General features: G+C 65.3%; 25 protein-coding genes. 14 read left to right on the top strand and 11 right to left on the bottom strand.

What is annotated here, in order from left to right; translation table 11 throughout:
- Nucleotides 1–19: 19 nt before the first annotated feature.
- Genes JQ603_RS05270 through JQ603_RS05260 form a run of 3 tightly spaced genes read right to left on the bottom strand, consistent with a single transcriptional unit; the run spans nucleotide 20 to nucleotide 2,657 of the window.
- Nucleotides 20–1,201, bottom strand: a complete 1,182-nt coding sequence (locus tag JQ603_RS05270; RefSeq protein ID WP_212338211.1) for an HD-GYP domain-containing protein — start codon at nucleotides 1,199–1,201, stop codon at nucleotides 20–22.
- Nucleotides 1,198–1,530: a PilZ domain-containing protein gene (locus JQ603_RS05265; RefSeq protein ID WP_212337076.1), complete on the bottom strand. Its 333-nt coding sequence runs from the start codon at nucleotides 1,528–1,530 to the stop codon at nucleotides 1,198–1,200. Before JQ603_RS05265 ends, JQ603_RS05270 begins: the two co-directional genes overlap by 4 nt.
- Nucleotides 1,527–2,657: a DUF2336 domain-containing protein gene (locus JQ603_RS05260; protein ID WP_212337074.1), complete on the bottom strand. Its 1,131-nt coding sequence runs from the start codon at nucleotides 2,655–2,657 to the stop codon at nucleotides 1,527–1,529. Before JQ603_RS05260 ends, JQ603_RS05265 begins: the two co-directional genes overlap by 4 nt.
- 304 nt (nucleotides 2,658–2,961) lie before the next feature.
- Here JQ603_RS05260 and JQ603_RS05255 point away from each other — a divergent pair, with 304 nt between their 5' ends.
- Both JQ603_RS05255 and JQ603_RS05250 read left to right on the top strand, forming a co-directional pair.
- Complete coding sequence (locus tag JQ603_RS05255) at nucleotides 2,962–3,909, top strand: helix-turn-helix domain-containing protein (RefSeq protein WP_212337073.1); 948 nt, start codon at nucleotides 2,962–2,964, stop codon at nucleotides 3,907–3,909.
- A 51-nt stretch (nucleotides 3,910–3,960) separates the two neighbouring features.
- On the top strand, nucleotides 3,961–4,551 hold the full coding sequence (locus JQ603_RS05250; RefSeq protein ID WP_212337071.1) for an NADPH-dependent FMN reductase: 591 nt from the start codon (nucleotides 3,961–3,963) through the stop codon (nucleotides 4,549–4,551).
- Between the two features lie 102 nt (nucleotides 4,552–4,653).
- On the opposite strand, the gene JQ603_RS05245 is transcribed toward JQ603_RS05250, so the two are convergent.
- From JQ603_RS05245 to JQ603_RS05235, 3 genes are all read right to left on the bottom strand, one after another.
- Nucleotides 4,654–6,735 carry a methyl-accepting chemotaxis protein gene (locus JQ603_RS05245; protein WP_212337069.1) on the bottom strand — a complete coding sequence of 694 codons (2,082 nt, stop codon included), beginning with the start codon at nucleotides 6,733–6,735 and terminating at the stop codon, nucleotides 4,654–4,656.
- Nucleotides 6,736–6,951: 216 nt separating this feature from the next.
- A complete protein-coding gene (locus JQ603_RS05240) occupies nucleotides 6,952–7,737 on the bottom strand; it encodes a 2-keto-4-pentenoate hydratase (RefSeq protein ID WP_212337067.1) in 786 nt (261 codons plus the stop codon).
- Between the two features lie 14 nt (nucleotides 7,738–7,751).
- Complete coding sequence (locus JQ603_RS05235) at nucleotides 7,752–8,363, bottom strand: TetR/AcrR family transcriptional regulator (protein WP_212337066.1); 612 nt, start codon at nucleotides 8,361–8,363, stop codon at nucleotides 7,752–7,754.
- 57 nt (nucleotides 8,364–8,420) lie between these two features.
- Here JQ603_RS05235 and JQ603_RS05230 point away from each other — a divergent pair, with 57 nt between their 5' ends.
- A complete protein-coding gene (locus JQ603_RS05230) occupies nucleotides 8,421–8,948 on the top strand; it encodes a tautomerase family protein (protein WP_349630695.1) in 528 nt (175 codons plus the stop codon).
- A gap of 35 nt (nucleotides 8,949–8,983) precedes the next feature.
- Nucleotides 8,984–9,760 carry a crotonase/enoyl-CoA hydratase family protein gene (locus JQ603_RS05225; RefSeq protein WP_212337064.1) on the top strand — a complete coding sequence of 259 codons (777 nt, stop codon included), beginning with the start codon at nucleotides 8,984–8,986 and terminating at the stop codon, nucleotides 9,758–9,760.
- Between the two features lie 9 nt (nucleotides 9,761–9,769).
- Here the strand turns inward: JQ603_RS05225 and JQ603_RS05220 are convergent, their stop codons facing one another.
- Entirely contained in the window at nucleotides 9,770–10,204 is a 435-nt protein-coding gene (locus JQ603_RS05220; RefSeq protein WP_212337062.1) for a DUF1810 domain-containing protein, read from the bottom strand.
- Nucleotides 10,205–10,396: 192 nt separating this feature from the next.
- Between JQ603_RS05220 and JQ603_RS05215 the strand changes: the two genes are divergently transcribed.
- The 3 genes from JQ603_RS05215 (at nucleotide 10,397) to JQ603_RS05205 (ending at nucleotide 12,263) form a co-directional block, all read left to right on the top strand.
- Nucleotides 10,397–11,347 (top strand): DUF2778 domain-containing protein, encoded by a 951-nt coding sequence (locus tag JQ603_RS05215; protein WP_212338207.1) that lies wholly within the window; start codon nucleotides 10,397–10,399, stop codon nucleotides 11,345–11,347.
- A gap of 64 nt (nucleotides 11,348–11,411) precedes the next feature.
- On the top strand, nucleotides 11,412–11,669 hold the full coding sequence (locus JQ603_RS05210) for a hypothetical protein (protein ID WP_018644685.1): 258 nt from the start codon (nucleotides 11,412–11,414) through the stop codon (nucleotides 11,667–11,669).
- Nucleotides 11,670–11,759: 90 nt separating this feature from the next.
- Nucleotides 11,760–12,263 (top strand): SMI1/KNR4 family protein, encoded by a 504-nt coding sequence (locus tag JQ603_RS05205; protein WP_212337060.1) that lies wholly within the window; start codon nucleotides 11,760–11,762, stop codon nucleotides 12,261–12,263.
- A 160-nt stretch (nucleotides 12,264–12,423) separates the two neighbouring features.
- Here the strand turns inward: JQ603_RS05205 and JQ603_RS05200 are convergent, their stop codons facing one another.
- Entirely contained in the window at nucleotides 12,424–14,280 is a 1,857-nt protein-coding gene (locus JQ603_RS05200) for a tannase/feruloyl esterase family alpha/beta hydrolase (protein WP_212337058.1), read from the bottom strand.
- 475 nt (nucleotides 14,281–14,755) lie between these two features.
- On the opposite strand from JQ603_RS05200, the gene JQ603_RS05195 reads away from it, so the two are divergent.
- The 6 genes from JQ603_RS05195 (at nucleotide 14,756) to JQ603_RS05170 (ending at nucleotide 19,014) form a co-directional block, all read left to right on the top strand.
- Entirely contained in the window at nucleotides 14,756–15,310 is a 555-nt protein-coding gene (locus JQ603_RS05195) for a MarR family winged helix-turn-helix transcriptional regulator (RefSeq protein ID WP_212337056.1), read from the top strand.
- 175 nt (nucleotides 15,311–15,485) lie between these two features.
- The gene (locus tag JQ603_RS05190) at nucleotides 15,486–16,577 is read left to right on the top strand and encodes a TRAP transporter substrate-binding protein (protein WP_212337054.1); all 1,092 of its coding nucleotides are present in this window, start codon (nucleotides 15,486–15,488) and stop codon (nucleotides 16,575–16,577) included.
- Between the two features lie 258 nt (nucleotides 16,578–16,835).
- Nucleotides 16,836–17,534, top strand: coding sequence for a septum site-determining protein MinC (minC, locus tag JQ603_RS05185; protein ID WP_212337051.1), 699 nt, complete (start codon nucleotides 16,836–16,838; stop codon nucleotides 17,532–17,534).
- Nucleotides 17,535–17,555: 21 nt separating this feature from the next.
- Nucleotides 17,556–18,371, top strand: a complete 816-nt coding sequence (gene minD, locus JQ603_RS05180; protein ID WP_212337049.1) for a septum site-determining protein MinD — start codon at nucleotides 17,556–17,558, stop codon at nucleotides 18,369–18,371.
- On the top strand, nucleotides 18,368–18,649 hold the full coding sequence (gene minE / locus JQ603_RS05175; protein ID WP_018644672.1) for a cell division topological specificity factor MinE: 282 nt from the start codon (nucleotides 18,368–18,370) through the stop codon (nucleotides 18,647–18,649). Before minD ends, minE begins: the two co-directional genes overlap by 4 nt.
- Before the next feature lie 179 nt (nucleotides 18,650–18,828).
- A complete protein-coding gene (locus JQ603_RS05170) occupies nucleotides 18,829–19,014 on the top strand; it encodes a hypothetical protein (protein WP_212337047.1) in 186 nt (61 codons plus the stop codon).
- Nucleotides 19,015–19,032: 18 nt separating this feature from the next.
- Here JQ603_RS05170 and JQ603_RS05165 read toward each other — a convergent pair whose 3' ends face one another.
- Both JQ603_RS05165 and JQ603_RS05160 read right to left on the bottom strand, forming a co-directional pair.
- Nucleotides 19,033–19,284 (bottom strand): hypothetical protein, encoded by a 252-nt coding sequence (locus JQ603_RS05165; protein ID WP_212337045.1) that lies wholly within the window; start codon nucleotides 19,282–19,284, stop codon nucleotides 19,033–19,035.
- Nucleotides 19,285–19,489: 205 nt separating this feature from the next.
- Entirely contained in the window at nucleotides 19,490–19,882 is a 393-nt protein-coding gene (locus JQ603_RS05160) for a hypothetical protein (protein ID WP_212337043.1), read from the bottom strand.
- 128 nt (nucleotides 19,883–20,010) lie between these two features.
- Between JQ603_RS05160 and JQ603_RS05155 the strand changes: the two genes are divergently transcribed.
- A complete protein-coding gene (locus JQ603_RS05155; RefSeq protein ID WP_212337041.1) occupies nucleotides 20,011–20,796 on the top strand; it encodes an SDR family NAD(P)-dependent oxidoreductase in 786 nt (261 codons plus the stop codon).
- On the opposite strand, the gene JQ603_RS05150 is transcribed toward JQ603_RS05155, so the two are convergent.
- A complete protein-coding gene (locus JQ603_RS05150) occupies nucleotides 20,797–21,027 on the bottom strand; it encodes a DUF6894 family protein (protein WP_200494243.1) in 231 nt (76 codons plus the stop codon).
- Between the last annotated feature and the right edge of the window lie 337 nt (nucleotides 21,028–21,364).

Genomic DNA, 21,364 nt, shown 5'->3' with positions numbered 1-21,364 from the left:
TCGAGGGGAAGGGCGGCGTTTACCGCGTGAGGGCGACCTGCTTGAACGAGGCGACTAGCGCGTTCTCCAGCTTGCCATTCATCCCGCAGAGAATGTTGTAGGCCTCTGCGCGCGGCATCGTCGGTTTGTAGTGGCGGTGCTCGATGAGCGCCGCGAAGATGTCCGAGATGGTGAGAATTCGCACGATATCGCCGATGCTTTCGGCGCACAGCCCGTCCGGATAGCCGCTGCCGTCGAGATATTCGTGATGATGCAGCACGGCATCGAGGATCTCGGGCGAAATTCCCTCGTGGTCCTTCAAGAACCCATAGCCCGCCGCCGGGTGCGTTTCGATCAGAGCGCGCTCTTCGGCATCGAGACGACCCGGCTTGTCGAGAATGGCGAGCGGGATCTGGGCCTTGCCGATGTCGTGAAACATCGCGGCCGAGTAGAGGCGCTCCAGATCGGCTTTACCCACGCCGAGGCTGAGACCGAAGTCGATGGTGACGCCGGTCACCAGCAGGCAGTGCTGATAGGTTCCCTCGTGGTGGCGGCGTACCGTCGTCAACCACTCGGACAGGCCATGCTCGATAATGCGATCGGCAATCTGGCGCCCGGCTTCCCTGGTGCCGTCGACGTCGAGCGGCTGGCCAAGGGTGACGGACGTGAACATCGAGGCGATGGCGGTCGCTGCGGTCTCGACCGCGTCGACCTGCTGCGCTTCGCCGCCCGGTGAGGCGGTCACCGGCGCGGCATGATCGGACAGCGCCGCCAGCAATTTGATCCGGTTGATCGTGCCGGGAAGCACGAGCGTGGCCCCGAGCGCATAGGCTTGCGAAATGCCGACGTGAGAACTGTGCTCGAGCAGGAAGACGCGCTTCCTGGCCTTTGCCAGCTTGCCGGCGCGCTTCTTGATGGCCGTGATGTTGTCGACGTCGCGCAACTCCGCGCGGACGACGATCGCGTAAGGCACCTGCGCGAGCTTGGCATCGGCGTCGAGGCGTTCGCCCGCGACAGTGAACTTCTCTTCAAGGATCGAGCGGATGCCGGATAGCTTGCCGGACGTGTCGGCCAGCACCTGGACGAGTGGGCGCGCCGTCTCTGCCGCCCGGACACCGCCGTCGCTCTTGACGGCGGGTCTTGGGATCGTTCGCGCGCTCTCACGGTCTGACCTAGAGTTACGCCACTGGACTTCAATGCGTGGAACGGAGTCTCGGATCATCTGGTTTGGGACGAGCCCGGCGCGGTGGCTGCCGATGCGCTTGCAGTTCTCTTCTTGCCGTCTGCAGTGATGAAGTGAACGCCGGCCGTGGAGCCGTCGATCCACACCAGCTCGCAGCGCCGATAGGCGAGCCCCGTCGACGACAGCACCATGAAGAATTCCTTCGCCTGCAGCACGTCGAGCGTACCCTCGACCTCGACTTTCGCGCCGGTCTGCGACACGTCGAGCAGAACGCAGCTGCGCCGCCAGGTGCCGTCCGAGCCCATCAGGTTGACGGGCTGCCGGTGATCCATCTTCACGCGAGACGCCTTTCGACCGTCGAACCTCATCGGCTAACCCCCACTTTTGCGCTGCGATGTCCCGGATCGCTTGAGCCTGCCCCTGCTGCGATTTCTCCCCAGCGCACCGTCCATTGGCTGGTCGACAAGAGCAGTGTTTCAAAGATGAGCTGCGCGCGTTCGCGCTGTGCGAAAGAGATTCGAACGCCGCTGCGGCTGCTGAGGATCGCGAGCGTGGTCGCCCAGTTCAGCCGCGAGGCACGGCAGGCCATGACCAGGCCCTCGCAATTCTCGTCGGTCATGACGTGCTCGATGATCTCGATCGGAGCCCCCGAGAGTACCGACAGCGCGGTGACCAGATTTGCAGTCTCTCCGCGGATCGCAAAGCGGTTCACGGTGGAGTCGTTGAGCTTGCCGACCCGGGCGAGGGCGACGATCTCCGGCCTTGCGTTCGCATAGGCCGCCGCACAGGGTAGAGCGGGTGTTGTCGGACCGGATGCCGCATCGTGCGTCGGCGGCACGGCGGAAGCGTCGGGCTTGGCCGGTGGTGTCTTGTCGGGCAGCGTCTTGCCGGCGGGAGCGGACAACAACTTCCTGACGATGAGGTCGGGGGTATCAGGCCTGAGCGCCAGCGCCTTGATAATTTCGTCATCCTGCCCGGCCCCGGCGATCAGTGCGGCATAGGCCGCATCGGAGAATTTCGTCCCCGGGTTCTTGATCAGCGCGGGATAAACCGGCCGGCCACCGTGCCTGATCAGCGCCTCGGTCACATCAGGCGGGATGCTGTCGCGGGCGCAGATCGCGCGTTGCTGCCGTTCGCCGCGCGAGCTCGCAATAGCAACGAGATCGGGCGCGGAAAGTGCCTGCGATTCGAGCAGGATCGGACAAGCGACGTCCGGATCCTCGTGCAAGGCCAGCCGCAGCAGTGTCCCCTGCGGCGCCACGCTCAGTTCAGCGAGCGCCTTGCTGAGCTGCATCAGTGCGTCAACCGCGACCCGTTCCGTCAGGCGTAGCAGGACACCATCGACCACACCGATCAGCATCTGCTGGGGGTGATCGCGGTTCGTGGTAAGCAGGTGGGTGATGCCTTCGAGAACGCGCGTGCAACGCTCCGGCGGGCAAGTTGCGACCGCGTCTTCCAATTCAACAAGACTATCGGCAGGCAAATTTGCCATCATGGCAGGAGCCTGAATTTAAAATAGTTTTGACGATTTAACGACCATCATTGCGCCTGACAGACGTTAATTTGAATTTGAGATTATGAACGCCCAGGTATAAAATGACCGGAGCTACAACCTAAAACGCTATCGAAATTCGGCAGAACGAGTTGCCGCAGCTTGTCCCTTCAACGGAACGCTCGCCAATTGATGCGGGCGGGGTAGAGTAATTCTTTCGGTCTAACGGGGCCTCGAAAGGGGGACTTCAGATCGGCGCTATTGCCGGACGCGCGTCGTTTCAGGGCGCGGCTTTTTTTCATTTGTCATGAGCAACAATGATGATGCGCCAGGATTGGCGCCAAAGATATTTCGTTTCTCCGATGTCGACGAGTTTCGCAGTTCGATACGCGGGTTGAACATCGAGTTTACGCCGTTCGCGCGACGGATTGCGACCGAGCAGGTGATCTTGCGCCTGCCGGGCTGCGACGTGAACGTGACGCGGACGTTTCCGCGCGTGGTGGACGCGCAGCTGGTTGCCGACTGCACGGCGGTCGGTTTCGCGATGGACGATCTCGACGTTCCCATCCGCTTCAACGGCGCGCAGCGCGACCGCGCGGTCGTCGTCATCGGCAGCAGCGGCGCTGCCTACAACACCATCGAGGAAGTGCAGAGGCAGATCGGCTCGGTCGTGTTTCACCCCGAGGTGAAGGGACGCGGCTGGCCCGAGACGAATACCAGCTTCAAGATCTTCGAGACCAGCATGTCGGCGCTGCTCCGGCTGCGGAAGGTGGTGCGGGAGGTGGTGGCGGCCGCGTCCGAGCCGATTGATCCCGCCGAAGTTCCGTTGAAGGGGACGGCGATGAAGGAGTCCCTGTTCGGTGCGGTCGACAGCGTCTTCGCTAACCTCGTCGCCGCACGATGGACAGTGCGGCCGAACGACGGGCGGCAGTTCAAGATGTTCCAGGACATCCGCGCGCTGCTGTCCGAGGACCTCTCGCAGCCGATCTACAGCGAGGAAATCGCACGCAAGCTCGGCCTGTCCGTGCGCACCATGCACGACGTCGTGCGCCGCTATCGCGGCATGAGCCTGCACCGTTATCTGCGCCTGCGCCGGCTGTGGCTGGTGCGCCAGCGGCTGCTCGCCGGCGCCGACAGCGTCAAGGCTGTCGCGCTCGCCTTCGGCTTCTGGCATCTCAGCGATTTCTCCAGAAGCTATCGCGATCAATTCGGCGAGACGCCTTCGCAAACGCTGGACCGCGGCCGCGGGCGATAACGCGACAAATCGATCGGGCGCGCCGCCTGCTTTCGTGCTAGCCTGCCGGCCATGAGCAATCGCATCCTCGTCCTCTACGGTTCCTACCGTTCCGACCGCATGGGCATCCGCCTTGCGAACTTCGTCATCGATCGCCTGCGCAGCCGCGGCGAGGAGGTCGAGTTGATCGACGCCAAGGCCATCGGCCTGCCGATGCTCGACCGCATGTACAAGGAATATCCCAAGGGCGCGGCCCCCGAGGCGCTGGAGAAGCTGGCCGGGCAGATCCGCGGCGCCGACGGTTTCGTCTTCGTCACCGGCGAATACAATTGGGGCATTCAGCCCGGATTGAAGAACCTGACCGACCACTTCCTCGAAGAGTGGTTCTGGCGCCCGGCCGCGGTCGTGAGCTATTCCGCCGGCCGCTTCTCGGGCGCGCGCGCGGCGACCGCCTGGCACGGCACGCTGTCGGAGATGGGCATGGTGGTGGTGTCGAGCACCATCGGCGTCGGCCCGATCGCGCAGAGCTTGTCGGCGGATGCCGAGCCGATCGGCGAGGGCGGAAAGGCGCTGGAACGCGCATTCCCGCGCTTTGCGGATGATCTCGCCTGGTGGATCGAGGCGGCCAAGGCGCAGCGGGCACGCAAGGCGCCGCCGTATTGACGTCCCGTAGCCCGGATGAAGCGAAGCGCAATCCGGGGTCTTGCGCGTCAACGGCACCGTCCCGGATTACGCTACGCTCCATCCGGGCTACGAATCTGCGCCTTACGCGGCCCTGACCTCGCCGAGGAAGCGGTCGAACTGACCGGCGAGATCGCGCGACTGGGTCGAGAGCTGCTCGGCCGCGCCAAGCACTTCCCGGGCCGCAGCACCGGTGTCGTCGGCGGCGCGCTGCACGCCTGATATGTTGGTGTTGACCTCCTGGGTGCCGCGGGCGGCTTCCTGGACGCTGCGGGCGATCTCCTTGGTGGCCGAGCCCTGTTCTTCGATCGCAGCCGCAATCGCGGTGCCGATCTGGTCGATCTCGGCGATGACGTCGGCGACGTTGCGGATCGCTGCCACAGTCTCGTCGCTCGCGCTCTGGATCGCGGTGATCTGCTCGGAGATCTCGGTGGTGGCCTTCGCGGTTTGGCCCGCGAGCGATTTCACTTCGGAGGCGACCACGGCAAAGCCGCGGCCGGCATCGCCGGCGCGGGCGGCCTCGATGGTCGCGTTCAGCGCCAGCAGATTGGTCTGCTCGGCGATGCTCTGGATCAGCGTGACGACGTCGCCGATCTTCTGCGCGCCATCGGCGAGCGCACGCGCGGTGTCGCCGGTGCGGCGGGCATTGTCGACGGCGCGGGCCGCGATCTCGGTGCTCTGGGCGACCTGACGGCCGATCTCGGCGATGGAGGAGGTGAGCTCCTCCGTGGCGCTCGCAACCGTCTGCACGTTGGTCGAGGTCTGCTCGGAGGCGGCGGCGACGACCGCGGCCTGGCTGTTGGTCTGGGCCGCGGTCGAGGTCATCGACTGCGCCGTGCTTTCCATGGTGGAGGAGGCGCGGGACAGGCCGCCGACGAGCTCGGTGACCTTGGCCTCGAATGTGCGCGTGAGCTCGTCGAGCGCGTGCGCGCGGCGCATCTTGCCGTCGTTCTCGGCCTGCTTCTCCGCCGCGAGCCGCTCGGCCCGGATCATGTTGTCCTTGAAGACCTGGACGGCCGCAGCCATCGCGCCGATCTCGTCGGAGCGCTCGGCGCCGGGGATGGCTTCCGCAACCTCGCCGTCGGCCAGCCGCGACATCCGCGTCGTCAGGCCGACGATCGGCGCGCAGACGCGGCGGCGGACGGTCACGACGAGGCCGATGCTGGCGACCAGCACGGCGGCGAGGCCGAGGAGGGCGATGATGAAGCTGGTGCGCGCAGCCGACGAGGCGCCGGCGAGAACCTGCTCGGCATTGTCGTAGAAGGCATCGCGGACCTCGATGATGGTGCTGAGGCCACGCTGTGTGGCGGCGTAATAGGTGTCCATGTCGTGTTCGTACTTGCCGGTGACCGCTCCGTCCTTGACGAGCTTGAGCTCGCGGCCGAACTCCTCGACATAGATCGAATTGAATTTCTCCAGCGCTGCGGCGACGTTTGCCGGGGTCGCCGGATTGCCGCGCAATTCCAGCAGCGACATCACGATCTGGTCGTTGCGGCCCTGCGAACGGCTGATGTCTGCCTTCTCGGCGTCGGTCGCCGGCTTCTTGCCGCCGACGAGATTCTTGTGCAGGCTGGAGTTGAAGCCGCCGACATCGCGCAGCGTCATCGCGATGTTGGCGTAGCTGGCCTGCCGGTAGGCGTCGCCGTTGAGGATCGCCATGCGGCGGACCTGCTCGTTGAGCAGCGCGGTCACGCCGCCGTTGAGCACGGCATTGTCGGCGACGATCTTCTTGGCGGCGTCCTTGCGCGCCTCGGCCGGCCCGGCCAGCGCCTTGTCGATGGCATCGCGTAAGCCGGTGAACTTGGCATTGATGCCGTCGATGTTGCTGCCGATGGTGGTGCCGTCGTCGAACGGGCCGGGCAGCTCCTTGCGCAGCGCATTCATCTTGTCGCGCGCGCCGTCGGTCTGCTTGCGCAGCTTGTCCTGCTCGACGAGCAGCGCGGGGTCGATGGTCGCAGGCCCGTAGAGGATGTTGGTGGAGAAGCCGCGCTCGGGATTGAGATAGCGCGGGATGTCGCTGACGGCGCGGACGATCGCGAGCCGCCCCTGCGCCTCGGTGATGCGGTCCATCGTCTGGTATTTCGTCACGGCGACGTAGACGGCAAGTCCCCCGCCGACGGTCGAGAGCGAGACGATGGCGGTGGTCAGGAGCGTACCGATTTTCATGGGCAGTCCGGCAATTGGCGCGGGAGGATAATTATTTTGCCCGAAGGTTAGGCAGCCGGTGTTAATCGGGAGTTTACGCTGACGGCCGCCATGCTCCGCCTGCATGCGTCCATTCGTCTAGCGCCCCGTTCCGATGGGATCGGAACGGGGCGCTAGAGTCTTTGGTTTGACGCGTTTTCTTGACGCGAACCGGTATCCACTTCGCTCGAAAACGCTCTAGGCGTAGGTCGCGCTCACGGTTCCCAGTGGGCCGAAGTCGGCGACGTAGGTTTCGCCTGCCTTCGGCCGCAGCATGCCGGTCAGCGTGCCCGTGCTGATGGTTTGCCCGGCCTTGAGACCGATGCCGGTCCGCGACAGCTCGTTGGCAAGCCAGGTCAGCGGCACCAGCGGATGATCGATGGCCTCCGCGGCACTGCCGCGGCGCCGTTCCGCGCCGTTGCAGTTCAGCACCACCTCCTGATTCGCGACGTCGCGGCTGCGCCAGTCGGCGATCGCCTCGCCGAGGACGATCGTCCCCGATCCCGCGCCGTCGGCCAGGATCGCCGGCATCGGCGGAAACGCCGCATCGTGGATGAAGCGGCATTCGGCAAGCTCGATGCCGGGATGCAGCGAGGCGACGGCATCGCCGATCTCTTCGACGGTGTAGGGTTTTGCGCGCGGCGGCAGATCTGCGCCGAGGCGTGCCTGATACTCGACCTCCGGGATCGGGCTGCACTGCCTGGCGTGCTCGACAGTCGCGGGCGAGTCCTTGATCAGCGGCGCGAACACCCGCCCATAGATCGGCGAGGAGGTGCGAAGCTGGCGCTGAAGCCCGGGCTTCATGCCGGCAATCTTCCAGCCGACGACATCCCAGCCCAGTTCCTCTTCCACCATCAGCGCGATGCGATAGGCCGTGTCGGCATCCGGCGGCACGAGATGCGCATCGAGGCCGCTTTGTCGCCGGCTCTCGCGACGGAGATTGGCGAGATGGCGTGCAAGCTCGCGTTGTCGGGACAGATCCATCGGGCGTATCCAATCTATTTGCTGGTGCGGGCGAGGGCGGCGGACAGGACTGTCTCCAGCTCTTCCTGAACCTGATCGAGCGCATCGGCGCTGCGGCTGGCGCGGCACATCGCGACCGTGCCTTCGATCGAGGCGACGACGAGCGTTGCAAGCCGCTCGGCGCGGTCGGCGGCCAGTCCTTCGCGCAACAAGGCAGCGTGCATGATCCGCCGCCAATCGGCGAACACGCCGTCGGCCAGATCGAGCAGGTGCTGCTGCGCCGCCGCGTCGTCCTTCTCGCCGGGCTCGCCGACATAGCGGTCGACGGCGACGGCGAGCACGGGGCAGCCGGCCTCGAAGCCGGTTGCTGTGAACTGGCGGCGCCATGCTGCGACGAAAGCCTTGAGACCGCCGATCACGCCGCGTTCGTTCATGGCTTTCTCCAGGGGAATGGACACCTGCCGGCCGGCGAAGGTCACGGCTTCGGCAATCAATTGCGGCTTGCCGTCCGGGAAGTGATGGCTGATCGAGCCGCGTGGCGTCGCGGTGTGGCGGACGACGTCGCGCATGCTGGTGGCGTTGACGCCGCGGCGGCTCATCAGGTCGGCGGCGCCGGCGATCATCTTGTCGCGTGTGGTGGTGGTCATCGGAATCCCGCGATTGGCTGCGCTCATCTGCACTATGACGCTTGACATAGTCAAGTCGTGCTGAAATATGACGACCGTCATATCCATGGATTGGGTGCCGAATTGACCATCATCACCGTGACTGCACCGGCCGGACGGCTCGGCCTGCCGCAACGCCGGCTGCTCGCGGAGAGCCTGACCGACGCCGTGCTCGTGCCGGAGGTCGGCCAGCCCGCGCCGGCGGCGCGAATGGGTTTTCAGGTGCACTTCCATGACCTGCCGGCCGACCGCATGGCGATCGGCGGCCGGTTGCTGGCCGACCAGGACACGCCGCGCGACATCATCACCGTCAATATCGCGGTCATGAGCGCGGCCTGGCCTGCGGAGGTGCGCGCCGAGGTGATCCGCAACGTGCTGGCGCGGCTTGCGGAAGCCTGCGGCATGCCGGCGCCGTCGCCGACCTGGTGGGTCAATTTCGAGATCATCGACGAGGGAAGCTGGGGATCGCGCGGCGGGGTGCTCTCGATCCTTCAGCTTCTGGACTCCGGCGTGTTCACCCCGGCGCGGATCGCGGCGATCCGCGCGGCGATTCAGCCGCCGGCCTGATTTTCTGCCAACAGCAACAATCTGGAGAGCGACACATGAGCGAAGGTCAGATCCGCACCGAGGTGCACGGCCACGTCTTCAAGATCATCATCGACAATGCCGCGAAGAAGAACGCGTTCAGCCCGGCGATGATGGAGCAATTGTCCGATGCGCTCACCGAGCTGCACGACAACGAGGCCTATCGTGTCGGTGTGGTCTGCGCAGAGGGCAGGGACTTCACCGCCGGCCTCGACATGCCGAAATTCTTCGGACCCACCGCGGAAAAGCGCAACATCAAGGAGGGCAATGTCGATCCGTTCGCGCTCAACAAGCGTTGCCGCAAGCCGATCGTGACAGCAGTGCAGGGCATCGTCTTCACCATCGGTATCGAGCTGATGCTCGCCGGTGACATCGTGGTTGCGGCCGATGATGCGCGCTTCTGCCAGATGGAGGCGAGGCGCGGCATCGCACCGCTCGGCGGCGCGCATTTCCGCTTCCTGTCTCGCGCGGGCTGGGGCGATGCGATGTATCATCTGTTCCTGTGCGACGAGTTTACCGCGCAGCGCGCGCATGCGATCGGCCTCGTCCAGGAGGTCGTGCCTGCGGGCGAGCAGATCGAGCGGGCGATGGCGCTCGCCGCCATCATCGCGTGCAATGCGCCGCTCGGCATTCAGGTGACCAAGGAAGCGGCGGCGAAATATGTCGAAGCCGGCGAGGCGGCCGCGATCGCCTACATCCCGAAAATTCGCGACCGCGTGCTCGGCAGCGCCGACGCGAAGGAGGGCATTCAGTCCTTCATCGAGCGTCGCGCGGCCGTCTTCCAGGGGCGCTGATCGTAGACGCTACGGCCGATCGAGCTTCGCCAGGATCGCCAGCGTCGCGCCGTCGCGCTCGCCTGCGAAATAGCGGGCGAGCGCCTGATCGAAGACGGGCTCGTCGGACACCGCGCCGAACAGCGTCATCGACGAGCGGAACTTGGCGTCGTCGGGCGCGCCGAGGATGGCGTTGATGGTGCGCCCTTCGACGGCGAGCACGAGTCTCGTGCATGCGATCAGGCGCGGGCCGAGGACGGGATGGGCGAGGTAGGCCACGGCCTCGGCGCGCGAGCCGATGGCGTAGCGCTGCGACATGGCGCTGAAGCCGAGGCCGGCTACTTGCGGGAAAACGAACCACATCCAGTGGCTCTGCTTCCGGCCCCGGGCCAGCTCCCCCTGGACGTCGCGAAAAACCGGGTTTTGGGCCTGGACGAACCGTTCTAGGTCGAAAGGATCGGTCATTGGATACCCCGGGAGTGCCTCACCGGCCGCGATTATGCCTAACTTTTGGCTCCCAATGTGGTAGCTGGTATAGAGTCTCTCCGGGTGGGGGTTGGGTCCCCCGGGGGTCGATTTGGGGATCTGATGGTTTCCGACGCAGCGCACGCCGAGAGGCTGTTGTCGCGCCGCCGTATTGGGCGAGCCGAGACGGTATTGCTGTCCTTGGCTGCCGTTGCTTTGGCGCTGGGCGCTGCCGCCTGGGTCGCCGATCTCGGCGATTCGACGCCGCTGGTCACCGCCGCCCTGCCGCCGGCCAATACCCCTTCGTTCGAGGACCGTTTCGCGTCGGCGTCTGCCAACCCGCCGGCCCGCGACCTCGGCCTGCGGTCGCTGGAGCGCTCCGCGGTGAACGCGGTCCAGCTCAAGCTCCGCGACGCCAAGGCGATGCTCGCCCAGAGGCTTCAGGGCGACGAATGGCGCTCGACCCTGACCGATGACGATCGGACCGCAGTCGAGGAGCCGCGCCCCACGCAGCGTGCCGATGCCGTCCCGATGCCGCGCTCGCGCCCGGTCCAGGCGGACTTCTCGGCCCAGATCGCCTCGAGCCAGTCCTATGCCGAGACCAATCCCAGGGTCGACAACCGCAACTTCTTCGAGAAATTCACCGACAAGATCAAGCTCGCCTCCCTGACCCCTGGCGACGGCCTGCTCGCCAAGGCGCCGGATCTCGCCGCGCTCGGCTATGATTCGCGCACGGCGGTCTACGACATCTCGGCCAAGGCGCTGTACCTGCCGAGCGGCGTCGCGCTGGAAGCGCATTCGGGCATGGGCGCGCTGATGGACGACCCCCAGCATGTCGACCAGCGCATGGTCGGCGCAACTCCGCCGGCGACCTACGATCTGAAGCCGCGCGAAAAGCTGTTCCACGGCGTCCGCGCGCTGCGCCTGACCCCGACCGACGGGACCAGCGCGCTCGGCCGCGTCGGCCTGCTCACCCACAACTACATGCTCGGGCCGCGCGGCGATTCCAACGGCTGCGTCTCGATCAAGGACTATGATCGCTTCCTGAAGGCGTACGACAATGGCGAGTTCAACCGCCTGATCGTGGTGCCCAGTCTGAGCGGATCGGCGACCGCCTCGCAGCGCGCCAGCACAGCCTCCTGATATTTACCGGACGGCGGGGCTGCCGTTTCCCCTTCGTTAAGCCGTCATCGTCCAGAAGCAGCCCATGAGTGATCCAGCAAGCTCCGAAACCCCGTTGCGCACCACGTTCAAGATCAAGCTGAACGGTGACACGCTGGCGATCGCGACCGTCGGGCAGGCCTATCAATTCCTGACCAATTTCAAATCGGTCGAGTGGATGGAATTCCGCTCGCTGCATGAGGACGCCGTCGCGGCCCTCGAAGGCGCGGCCGGCAATGCCATGCTGGCGGTGCAAGCGACCAACGCCGTGCGCGCCCTGTTCGTGAGCGCCAAGCTGCTCTGAGCAGGCGTTCCTCCTTCTCCAATCCTCGAACCCGTTCCAGGGGCGTTGCGACCAAGCTTGGCGCGTTTGGCGCGAAGGAAACAGGGTCGCATGGATATCTCGGAATTCATTGCAGGCGTCGATCGCGCCGGCACCAACCAACCGACGCCCGCAGCGCTCGAGGCGTTCGAGAAATCGATCGGCTGCCGCCTGCCGGATGAGTATCGTCAGTTCCTGCTGGCCTGCGCCGGCGGCTATTTCCAGGGCTCGGCCGAATTCAACTGGCCGCAAGGGCATTGGGCGGGCGCAGTCCAGGAGGTGCTGGGATTGCGGCACGACAAGTGCTCGCTGGTCCTGACGCGTCAGACGCCGCAATGGCCGACAATCGACGAGCTCCTGTGGATCATGGGCGACCACGGCGGCAACCCGATCTGCATGACGATCGACAAGACGCATTTCGGCAAGATCTGGTTCGTCGATCACGAGGTCGCCAACTACGACGAGGGCTGGACCCTCACGGAGGCGATGTCGGACCAATGGGGCTACGTGCTGCCGCTTGCGCCGACGTTCGGTGACTTCATGGCCGGCTTGTACGAGGAGGCTGAGGCCGCGTGAGAGCCTGCTTGTGTCCCGGACAAGCCACGCCGCGACAGCGGCGCGGCGCAGATCCGGGACCCAGGGGCTTAACATCCGGTCGATGCATGGGCCCCGGCTCTGCAGCGCATCGTCGAAGGGACGCTGCGCTGCGTCCGGGACACGAGAGACGGGCGACGTCTCACTGCCTGTTGTCGCTGCGTCCGTCGTCGTCGTCATTGAAGTCGTGGTCGCCGCCCGGCCTGAAGCCTGGTTCGATGCAGGCGAAGCTGCCGGCGTCGTTGGTCAGGCCGCTACCCTTGTAGGATGCGATCTTCGGATAGACGCAGAGCGGCCGCGTGCCGCTGGCCGGGAAGTTCTGGGCGATGCGCGGATCGAACAGGCCGCCGGTCGGATAGGGCGAGGTGGCGTTGGTGTTGGCCGCGACGATGCGGTCCGGCGCGGTGCCTTTCTCGACCCAGTCGGTGATGGCCTTGAGCTGGTTCCCGGCGAAGCTCGCGGTTGCCGCGCCGCCGCCGCAATGGGCCATGTTCGGCACCATGAACAGCCGCGCGAAGTCGCTCGCCCGCCCGCCCATCTGCCGGTCCATGCTGCGATACCAACGGGCGATCGCAGCGCCGGAGAAGATGCCGTCATTGACGGATGAGGAGATGATCAGCTTGTTGCCGCGCGCTCTGAACGGACGCAGGTCGGTCGAGACTGCGGCCATGAAGTCCATGCTGCTTTCGGGATAGGCCGCCGTCTTCGTGAAGATCTTCGGCGCGTCGGTGTCGAAGTTGAACTTGAACACGAAGGCTTCCTGGCCGTTCGGCCCGTTGACGGGCGTGACGACCGGCGGGGTCTGGAAGATCATCGGGATCGCGCCCGCGCCGAGCGTCAGGTTGATCGCGGTGTTGACGCCAGGCACCGGCGCGGTGACGACGTTCCAGAATTGCCAGCCCGCGCCCGGCGCGGTGGGCGGCGTCCAGATTCCGGCATCCCAGAACCAGTTCGAATAGAGCCGCTGGCCTTTCGAGTTGACCGGTCCGGCATAGATCTTCTTGAGCGCGCCCACTTGCGCGGAGGTGAGGCAGGTGCCGCCATGCGGCGTGCTGCCGTGCGAGCCGGTGCCGCAGGTGTAACTGGCGAGCGCCGGATACACCTTCTTTGCCGTGCAGGCGTGATAGCTGTCGATGATGCCGTCGACCAGACCATCGAGGGCGTCGCAGGCGCTCAGGATCGCAGCCGAAGCCACCTGGAGATCCTGCACGGGAAACGTTTCGGGAATGAACGGCTGCCCGTTGACGTCCGTGCTGGTTGCGAGCGTGCCGAGCACCTGCTCGTTCCAGGCTTCGGCAAGACCCGCCTGCGGCAGGTTGAAGCCGGGATTTTGCGAGATCACGCCGTCGAACAGCCAGGGGAAGCGCTGCGAGGCCATCATGGCGTCACGTCCGCCGTTCGAGCAGCCCATGATGTAGGAATAGACGGTGTCGAGGCCGTAGAAATAGGAGATGATCTGCTTGGAGATCGTCGCGGTCTTCTCGATGCCGTTGTAGCCGTAATCCCTGCGTGCCTGCGCGTCGATCGCGAAATGCGCGGAGCCGCCGGCATTGGGATCGTCGTCCTGATGTCCGCCGACGACATTGTTGGCGTTGTCCTCGTGCCCGCCGTCATTGGCGGCCACGGCCCAGCCCTGGCCGAGCTCGACGCCGGCGGCGCCCTGCGGGTCGGCATTGAGGCTGCCGTCGGTGCCGCCACCGCCCATCATCTCGAAACGGCCGTGCCAGGTGTTGGGCAGGTTGAGCGCAAAGCCGATGCCGTAGGTGAAGTGATCGGGGTCCTGCGTCGAGACGCGCTTGTTGATGATGCCGATCACGGTGCAGTAGCCCGATTTCTGGGTCGCGCTCAGGATCTGCGTGTTCGGCAGCGTGAGGCCGGTGAGGGCGGTGCAGGACGCGCGCGGCGCGACGCCGCTCGGCGGAAATTGGTGCGCGACGGCCTGCGTGCCGAGAGCGGCACAGCCGGCCACGATCGTCGATGCGAGAAATAGGCGTTTCATCTCAGTCCCTCCCAGTTTCATCATTGATGGTCGAACGAACGCGCCTCACGAGGCGCGTTCGTTCGGTCGGTGTCGTTGACGATGTCGTAGCCAAAGCAGCGCTGATGGTGCGATCGCCGGGCGCGACTGCGCTATTCGGCAGGCAACGCGCAGAAGCGTGCTGCGCAAGTCGATCGCGCCGCGATGCGTGATCGCACGCAACTCGGCGCCCATCTCTGATGGAAGCACGGACGTCATCCCCCTTGGCCCCGCTCGTGTCACGGCGGGCTTATTCGATCCTAGGGCGGCCGATGTTGCCGTGTCAACATGACGCGGCGCGCGAGTGCGCAGCGCAACCTGTCGTAGAAGCTGTGCTCGCAAAGCGCGCGATTCCGCTCGGCTTCTCGATCCGGCCAGGCTGCGATAGACTTGCAGCGTCGAATCCCGGATGGCCGGGCCGGATGCCGCAGCAACGGCTAGTGAAAGATCATCGTCGATGGAGCCGGAGAAGGCGGGCGTCAGGAAGCGATCGTCCAAGGGCGCGCAACGCCGGGCGCCGGTCGCAAAGCCGCAGCGGTCCGCGCCGCGGGCAGCAGCGGCCGCAAAGCCCGCCCGGCGCAAGCTGCTCGCCTCCGACGATCTGTCCCGCTCGCTCGGCTATCGCATCCGGCGCGCCCAGCTCTGGGTGTTCAAGGACGTCAGCCGGCGGCTCGCCGCCTTCGACATCAGCGCGGCGCAGTTTTCCGTCCTGTCGGTGATCGAGGCCAATCCGGGCGTCAATCAGCTCGCCATCGCGCAATCCCTGTCGATCGAGCGGGCCGGGCTCGGGCGCCTCGTGGATCATCTCGAGCGGCGCGGTCTGGTGCAGCGGTCGGCCTCCGCGATCAATCGCCGTTATTACGTGCTGTATCTGACGCAGGCCGGGGCCGCGCTGCTGGGCCGTTTGCGCCCGGCGATTGACGAGAGCGAGAAGACGCTTGCGGCCAAGATCGGGCCGCGCGCGTTCAAGGAATTGCAGCGGGCGCTCTCGGTGTTTCTCCAGGACGCCTGAGGCTTTCGGCAGCCCCTGGTTCGGTGCGCCGTTCTGACGGCCGATGGCCGCGGCGCCATGCGTTCTGGCAGCTTGAACTCCGCGCCAGGAACAGGCAAACGGTCCGCCAAGGACGTGGCCAAAGCCGGTTCACAAGGCCACCCATTTCGAGCCTGACTTCAAGGAGAGCCCCATCATGAAACGCCGGACATTCCTCAAGGGCGGCGCGGTCGCCGGTGCGACGACGCTGGTTGCAGCACCTGCGATTGCGCAGAGCGCGCCGGAGATCAAATGGCGCCTGACCTCGAGCTTCCCGAAATCGCTCGACACCATCTACGGCACGGCGCAGACCTTCGCGAAATATGTTGCCGAGGCCACCGACAACAAATTCCAGATCCAGACCTTCGCGGCCGGCGAGCTCGTCCCCGGCCTGCAGGCGCTCGATGCCGTCAGCGTCGCCTCGGTCGAGATGGCGCAGACGCCGCTCTATTTCTACATCGGCAAGGAGCCGGCGCTGGCTTATGCCACCGGTGCGCCGTTCGGCATGAACCATCGCCATCAGGAGTCCTGGTGGTATTTCGGCGGCGGCGCCGATCTCACCAACGAGGCGCTGAAGCCGTTCAAGGCGCACGCCATCCTCTGCGGCAATTCCGGCACTCAGATGGGCGGCTGGTTCCGCAAGGAGATCAAGACCGTCGACGATCTCAAGGGCCTCAAATTCCGCATCGCCGGCATGGGCGGCCATGTGCTGGCCAGGCTCGGCATCGTGCCGCAGCAGCTCGCGGGCGGCGACGTTTATGCGGCGCTGGAGAAGGGCTCGATCGACGCGGCCGAATTCGTCGGTCCCTATGACGACGAGAAGCTCGGCTTCCAGAAGGTCGCGAAATACTACTACTTCCCCGGCTGGTGGGAAGGCGGCGCCATGCTGCACATGATCGTCAACGACGAGAAATGGGCGAGCCTGCCGAAGCACTATCAGGCGATCGTCAACCAGGCCGCGTCGGCCGCGGGCGCCTGGATGCTCGAGAAATACGACAGCGTGAATCCGGCTGCCTTGAAGCGGCTGATCGCCAACGGCGCCGAGCTGAAGGCCTTCCCGCAGCCGGTGCTGGAAGCCTGCTACAACGCGACCCAGGAGCATCTGAACGAGCTCGCCGGCAAGAGCGACCTGTTCAAGCGCACCAAGGACAGCCACGACGCCTATATGAAGGAGCTGCTGTTCTACACGCAGATCGCCGAGAATTTTTACGACAACTACCTGCTCAGCAAGATGCGCAACAAGAGCTGAGCGTAAGAAGGGCGCGGTGCCGCGAGCACCGCGCTCTCGTAGGGTGGGCAAAGGCGCACATGCGCCGTGCCCACGATTTCTTGACGGTGGGCACGCTTACGCTTTGCCCACCCTACGAGGTCAGAGCGCTTGGCTGGCGCGCTTCCTCACGCCGCCCAACCGGCCCATTCCCCACGTAACCTACGGAGAAATTAACCGGCCGTTAACCATCTCGGCGGCATCGTTAACCATTCAATAACGGGGAACGAGTCGGCCGCTATGGAGGCTGCAGCAAAAGTCCAACGTCAGATGGTGCGCCTGCGCGGGCGCTCCTATGTCGCTTTCGTGTTCGTGCCGACGGTTCCGATCCAGGACTGGCTCCAGGAGATCGACGCCACGATCGCACGGTCGCCGGGCTTCTTCGCCGGCCGGCCCGTGGTGATCGACCTGTCCTCGGTTGATCTCAGCCAGGCCGGCATCGGCCATCTGCTCGCCAGCCTGCAGGACCGCAACATCCGCGTCCTCGGCATCGAGGGCGTGGAGGAGGAAAGGCTGACGCCGGCGATGCCGCCGCTGCTGTCGGGGGGACGCAGCTGCGTGGTCGAGCCGACCGCGCCCAAGAAATCTGAGGCGAAAGCCGAGACCAAGCCGACTTCGCTGCTGCTGGAGGCTCCCGTGCGCTCGGGCCAGACCGTGATCTTTCCCGAAGGCGACGTCACCATTCTGGGCTCGGTCGGATCCGGCGCCGAGGTCGTCGCCGGCGGCTCCATCCACATCTACGGCGCGCTGCGCGGCCGCGCCATGGCCGGCGTGAACGGTCACACCAGCGCGCGCATCTATTGCCAGAAGATCGAGGCCGAACTGCTTGCAATCGATGGGTTTTACCAGACTGCGGACGACATCGACGCCGCCCTGCGCGGCAAGCCGGCGCAGGCCTGGCTGCAGGGGAATACCATGCGAATTACAGCACTGAACTGACCAGCAAAGGAGACATTTCAGATGAGTAAGGTACTGGTCGTGACATCAGGCAAGGGGGGCGTCGGCAAGACGACGACGACTGCCGCGCTGGGGGCTGCGCTGGCGCAACGCGGCGACAGGGTTGTCGTCGTCGATTTCGACGTCGGCCTGCGCAACCTCGACCTCGTAATGGGCGCCGAACGCCGCGTCGTGTTCGACCTCATCAATGTGGTGCAGGGCGTGGCCAAGCTGCCGCAGGCCCTGATCAAGGACAAGCGGCTCGAGAACCTCTGGCTGCTGCCGGCGTCGCAAACCCGCGACAAGGACGCGCTGACGGAAGAGGGCGTCGGCAAGGTCATCGCCGATCTGCGCAGCCGTTTCGACTGGGTGATCTGCGACAGCCCGGCCGGCATCGAGCGCGGCGCCTCCATGGCGATGCGCTTTGCGGATGAAGCCGTGATCGTCACCAATCCGGAAGTCTCCTCGGTGCGCGATTCCGATCGCATCATCGGCATGCTCGATTCCAAGACCGTGCGGGCCGAGAAGGGCGAGCGGGTCGAGAAGCACATTCTCATCACCCGCTACGATCCCTCCCGCGCCGCGCGTGGCGAGATGCTGACGATCGACGACATCCTCGAGATCCTCGCAACGCCGTTGCTCGGCATCATCCCCGAGAGCCAGGACGTGTTGAAGGCCTCCAACGTCGGCACGCCGGTGACCCTGTCGAATGCGGATGGAGCGCCGGCGCGGGCCTATATGGACGCGGCCAAGCGCCTCTGCGGCGAGAACGTGACAATGCATGTTCCTGCCGAGCGCAGAGGTCTGATGGATCGTCTGCTGCGACGGAGGGCTGCATGAGCATGGGTCTGCTTCGACTTCTCCGTGGCAACAAGGCCTCGGCACCGGTCGCGCGCGAACGGCTGCAGATCCTGCTTGCCCATGAACGCGGAATGCGCGGCCAACCCGATCTGCTCGGTGTGCTGCGTGAGGAAATTCTCGCCGTCGTGTCCAAGCATGTGACGCTGGACCCGACCAAGGTCATCGTGCGGCTCGAACGCGGCGACGAGGTGTCGACCCTGGAGGTCGATATCGAGGTGCCCAACGACATCGAGCGCAAGAAAGTGGCGGTTGCGTAGGGGACGCGGCCGACGACCCGCAGTTTTGGGGTGGGTGAGAAGGCGGTCCGCCGGGCATGGCGGGCCGCCTTTGTCATGTGTGCGGATATGGACGGAACGGGGCCCGGGACTCCGTCGTTCTAGGGAATGCGCGGGGGCGATCGAGCCAACCCCGTGGTTCGTCAAGCGGGAGAGCGTCCATGATGTCCGAGGTCCAGGTCCATACCGTCGCGCGGCAGATGCTCGAACGGCACGGTTTTGCTGCGATTGCGAAGGCCGCGGAGCAGGCCCAGGCCTGCGAGGGCCGCGGCGAGGCCGATGAGGCCAAGGAGTGGCGCCACATCGAGGCCGCCATGAAGATCATGCGCGGTCCCACCCAGGGCTGACCGCGGAAACGGGAGCGCTCAGCGCTCCCAGTGATCCGTTCCCTGTGCCGGGGCGCGGTGTTGCGTCTGCGGCTGCGCGCGTTCGCCGGTTTCCTTGCAGGGGAGCTGTTCCCATGTTCCGTCCGGCGCCTGCTGATAGGCGCTGCACGATGACGACGAGCTCGATTTGTCCTCGCCTTTCTGGGTGTCGGAATTCCTTGCCAGCGCCGGGGCGGTCAGCACGGAGCCGGCCACGAGAGCTCCGGCGAAAACGAGATGGGCAATCCGCATGGGGTTCTCCTGTTCGAAGAGGCCGCATGCTGGCGATGATTGTGACGATTATTTGCCGGCGCGCACGGTTCCGCCACGCGATGCTTAGCGCCTGGGAAAACCGGGTGGAGCCCCGTTCTGATCGAACCGGAACGGGGCTCCAAGCTTGTTATTTTTGACGCGTTTTCTTGACGCGGATCGGTGCCTGCTTGGCGCGAAGGCGCTTCTAGCCGCCCTTGCTGCGGATCAGGCCTGCGAGGTTAGTCTTCTGCGCCTCGCACCAGCCGGGCATGCCGAGACGGCGCTGGTCCATATCGGTCGCCTGGGTCGCGACCGCGACCTCGGCCATCAGATCATCGTCCTGCTTCTCGCCCATCTTGCCGCCGGTGTGCATCCAGGCGATCGCCTTGCGCACCTTCTCGGTGGTGCCGTCGGGCAGCTGCATCTGCTGCGCCTTCTGTACGAGGTCCTGATAGACGAGATCCGTGCCCGGACATTCGACCTTGGCGGCGAAGGCCTGCAGGACCATCGTCACATAGGTCGCCCGCGGCGGCGCGTCGCCCGCCTGGGCCGGCGCGGCAAGCAGCAACAGGCCCGTCATCAGAAAACCAGTGCGCATTCTTGGGTCCTCCTCGATTTTTTGGGGAGGCTAGCGTCCGGCGCGCCGCTCCGCAATGGTGCCGGGACGCAATTGTCGCGCCTCGTTGCTGCGCGCTAGATTGGCGGCAGAGGACCCCGGAGAGCGACATGAGCCTGTTCAATGCGCCGTTCGATCCCGCAACCGACACGGCGCTCGTCACCGGCGCGGGCAACGGCATCGGCCGCGCGATCGCGCAGGCCCTGGTCGGGGAAGGCGTGCGAACCGTGTTTGCCGATATCAGCGCGGAACGGGTGAACGCCGCGATCAGCGCGAGCGAGAGGCCCGAACGCGCCGTGCCCTGGGTCGGCGATCTCGCTGGGCTCGAGGCCTGCGATGCGCTGCTTGCCGCCTCTCATGCCGCGCTGGGGGAGGTGACGCATTTCGTGCACAGCGCCTCGCCGCCTCGGCGCGAGGCCGATCACGCGCTCGCGGTCGATCGCAGGACTTGGGCGGAGATGCACGCCGTCAATCTCGATGCCGGCTTTCATCTGGCGCGCGGACTCGCAAAGCGGCTGATCGCAGCGAAGCGGCCCGGCTCGTTCCTGTTCCTCACCTCGCTGCATGCGGGCACGCCGCGCAACCTGCCGCATTACTCGACGGCAAAGGCGGGAATGGCGATGCTGGTGAAGGAACTCGCGAAGACCTTCGGGCGGCACAACATTCGCGTCAACGCGCTGGTGCCGGGTGCAATCGCAGCGGGCGGGTTCGTCGCGGACGCGTCCCTGGCGAGACACATTCCGCTCGGGCGTCTCGGCGAGGCTAAGGATCTCGCGCCGATGGCGCTGAGCGTGCTGTCGAACAAGCTCTCGGGTTACGTCACCGGCGCGGCCTTCGTGGTCGACGGCGGGCTGTCGCTGACGAACTGGTTCGAACCGCCGATGCTTGAAGAGTAGCTAGCGCTGCCAGGCCGGCACGGGATCGAGCGGCGTGCGATAGACCTCGTTGTGATCGCGATCGGTGACGCGCACCGCGCAGCCCTTCTGCTGCAGCTCCGGCTTCACTTGCGACAGCTCGCATGCGAGCTGATCGGCGCGATCGGAGGCAACCTCGATGTCCTCGAGGATGATTCCGCCCTGGTTCTTGAACTCTTCACCAACCACGAGATCGAAGGAGTAGTAAGGCATCTGAAGTCCCCCGGTGTGACGACCAAGTCTCAGTTGCAAGTCTTGAAAACAAGTCTTCAACGGAAGTCCCGACACATCTCGGATGGTACCACTGAGTCGATCTTTCTCGAATGAACAAGCCGCACAATCTCTGTGCCTATGGCGCAGAAATGATGTGCAGCACGCGAGCCCGTTAAGGTTTTATTAAATATGTTAACGCGATCATGAGGCATGGAATTGCAACAGAACCGGGCTCCGGGAACCGGGAGTTGCAAGAGAAGGCCGGCGGCATAAATCCCGACGGCCTTTTCTCATGATGGATGACGATCGATATATCGTTTCCCGTAGTAACCCGGAC

Origin of the sequence: Bradyrhizobium liaoningense (assembly GCF_018130825.1) — a bacterium.
In the GTDB taxonomy this organism is placed as follows: Bacteria; Pseudomonadota; Alphaproteobacteria; order Rhizobiales; family Xanthobacteraceae; genus Bradyrhizobium; species Bradyrhizobium liaoningense_B.
This window is presented reverse-complemented; position numbering and strand designations above follow the sequence as displayed.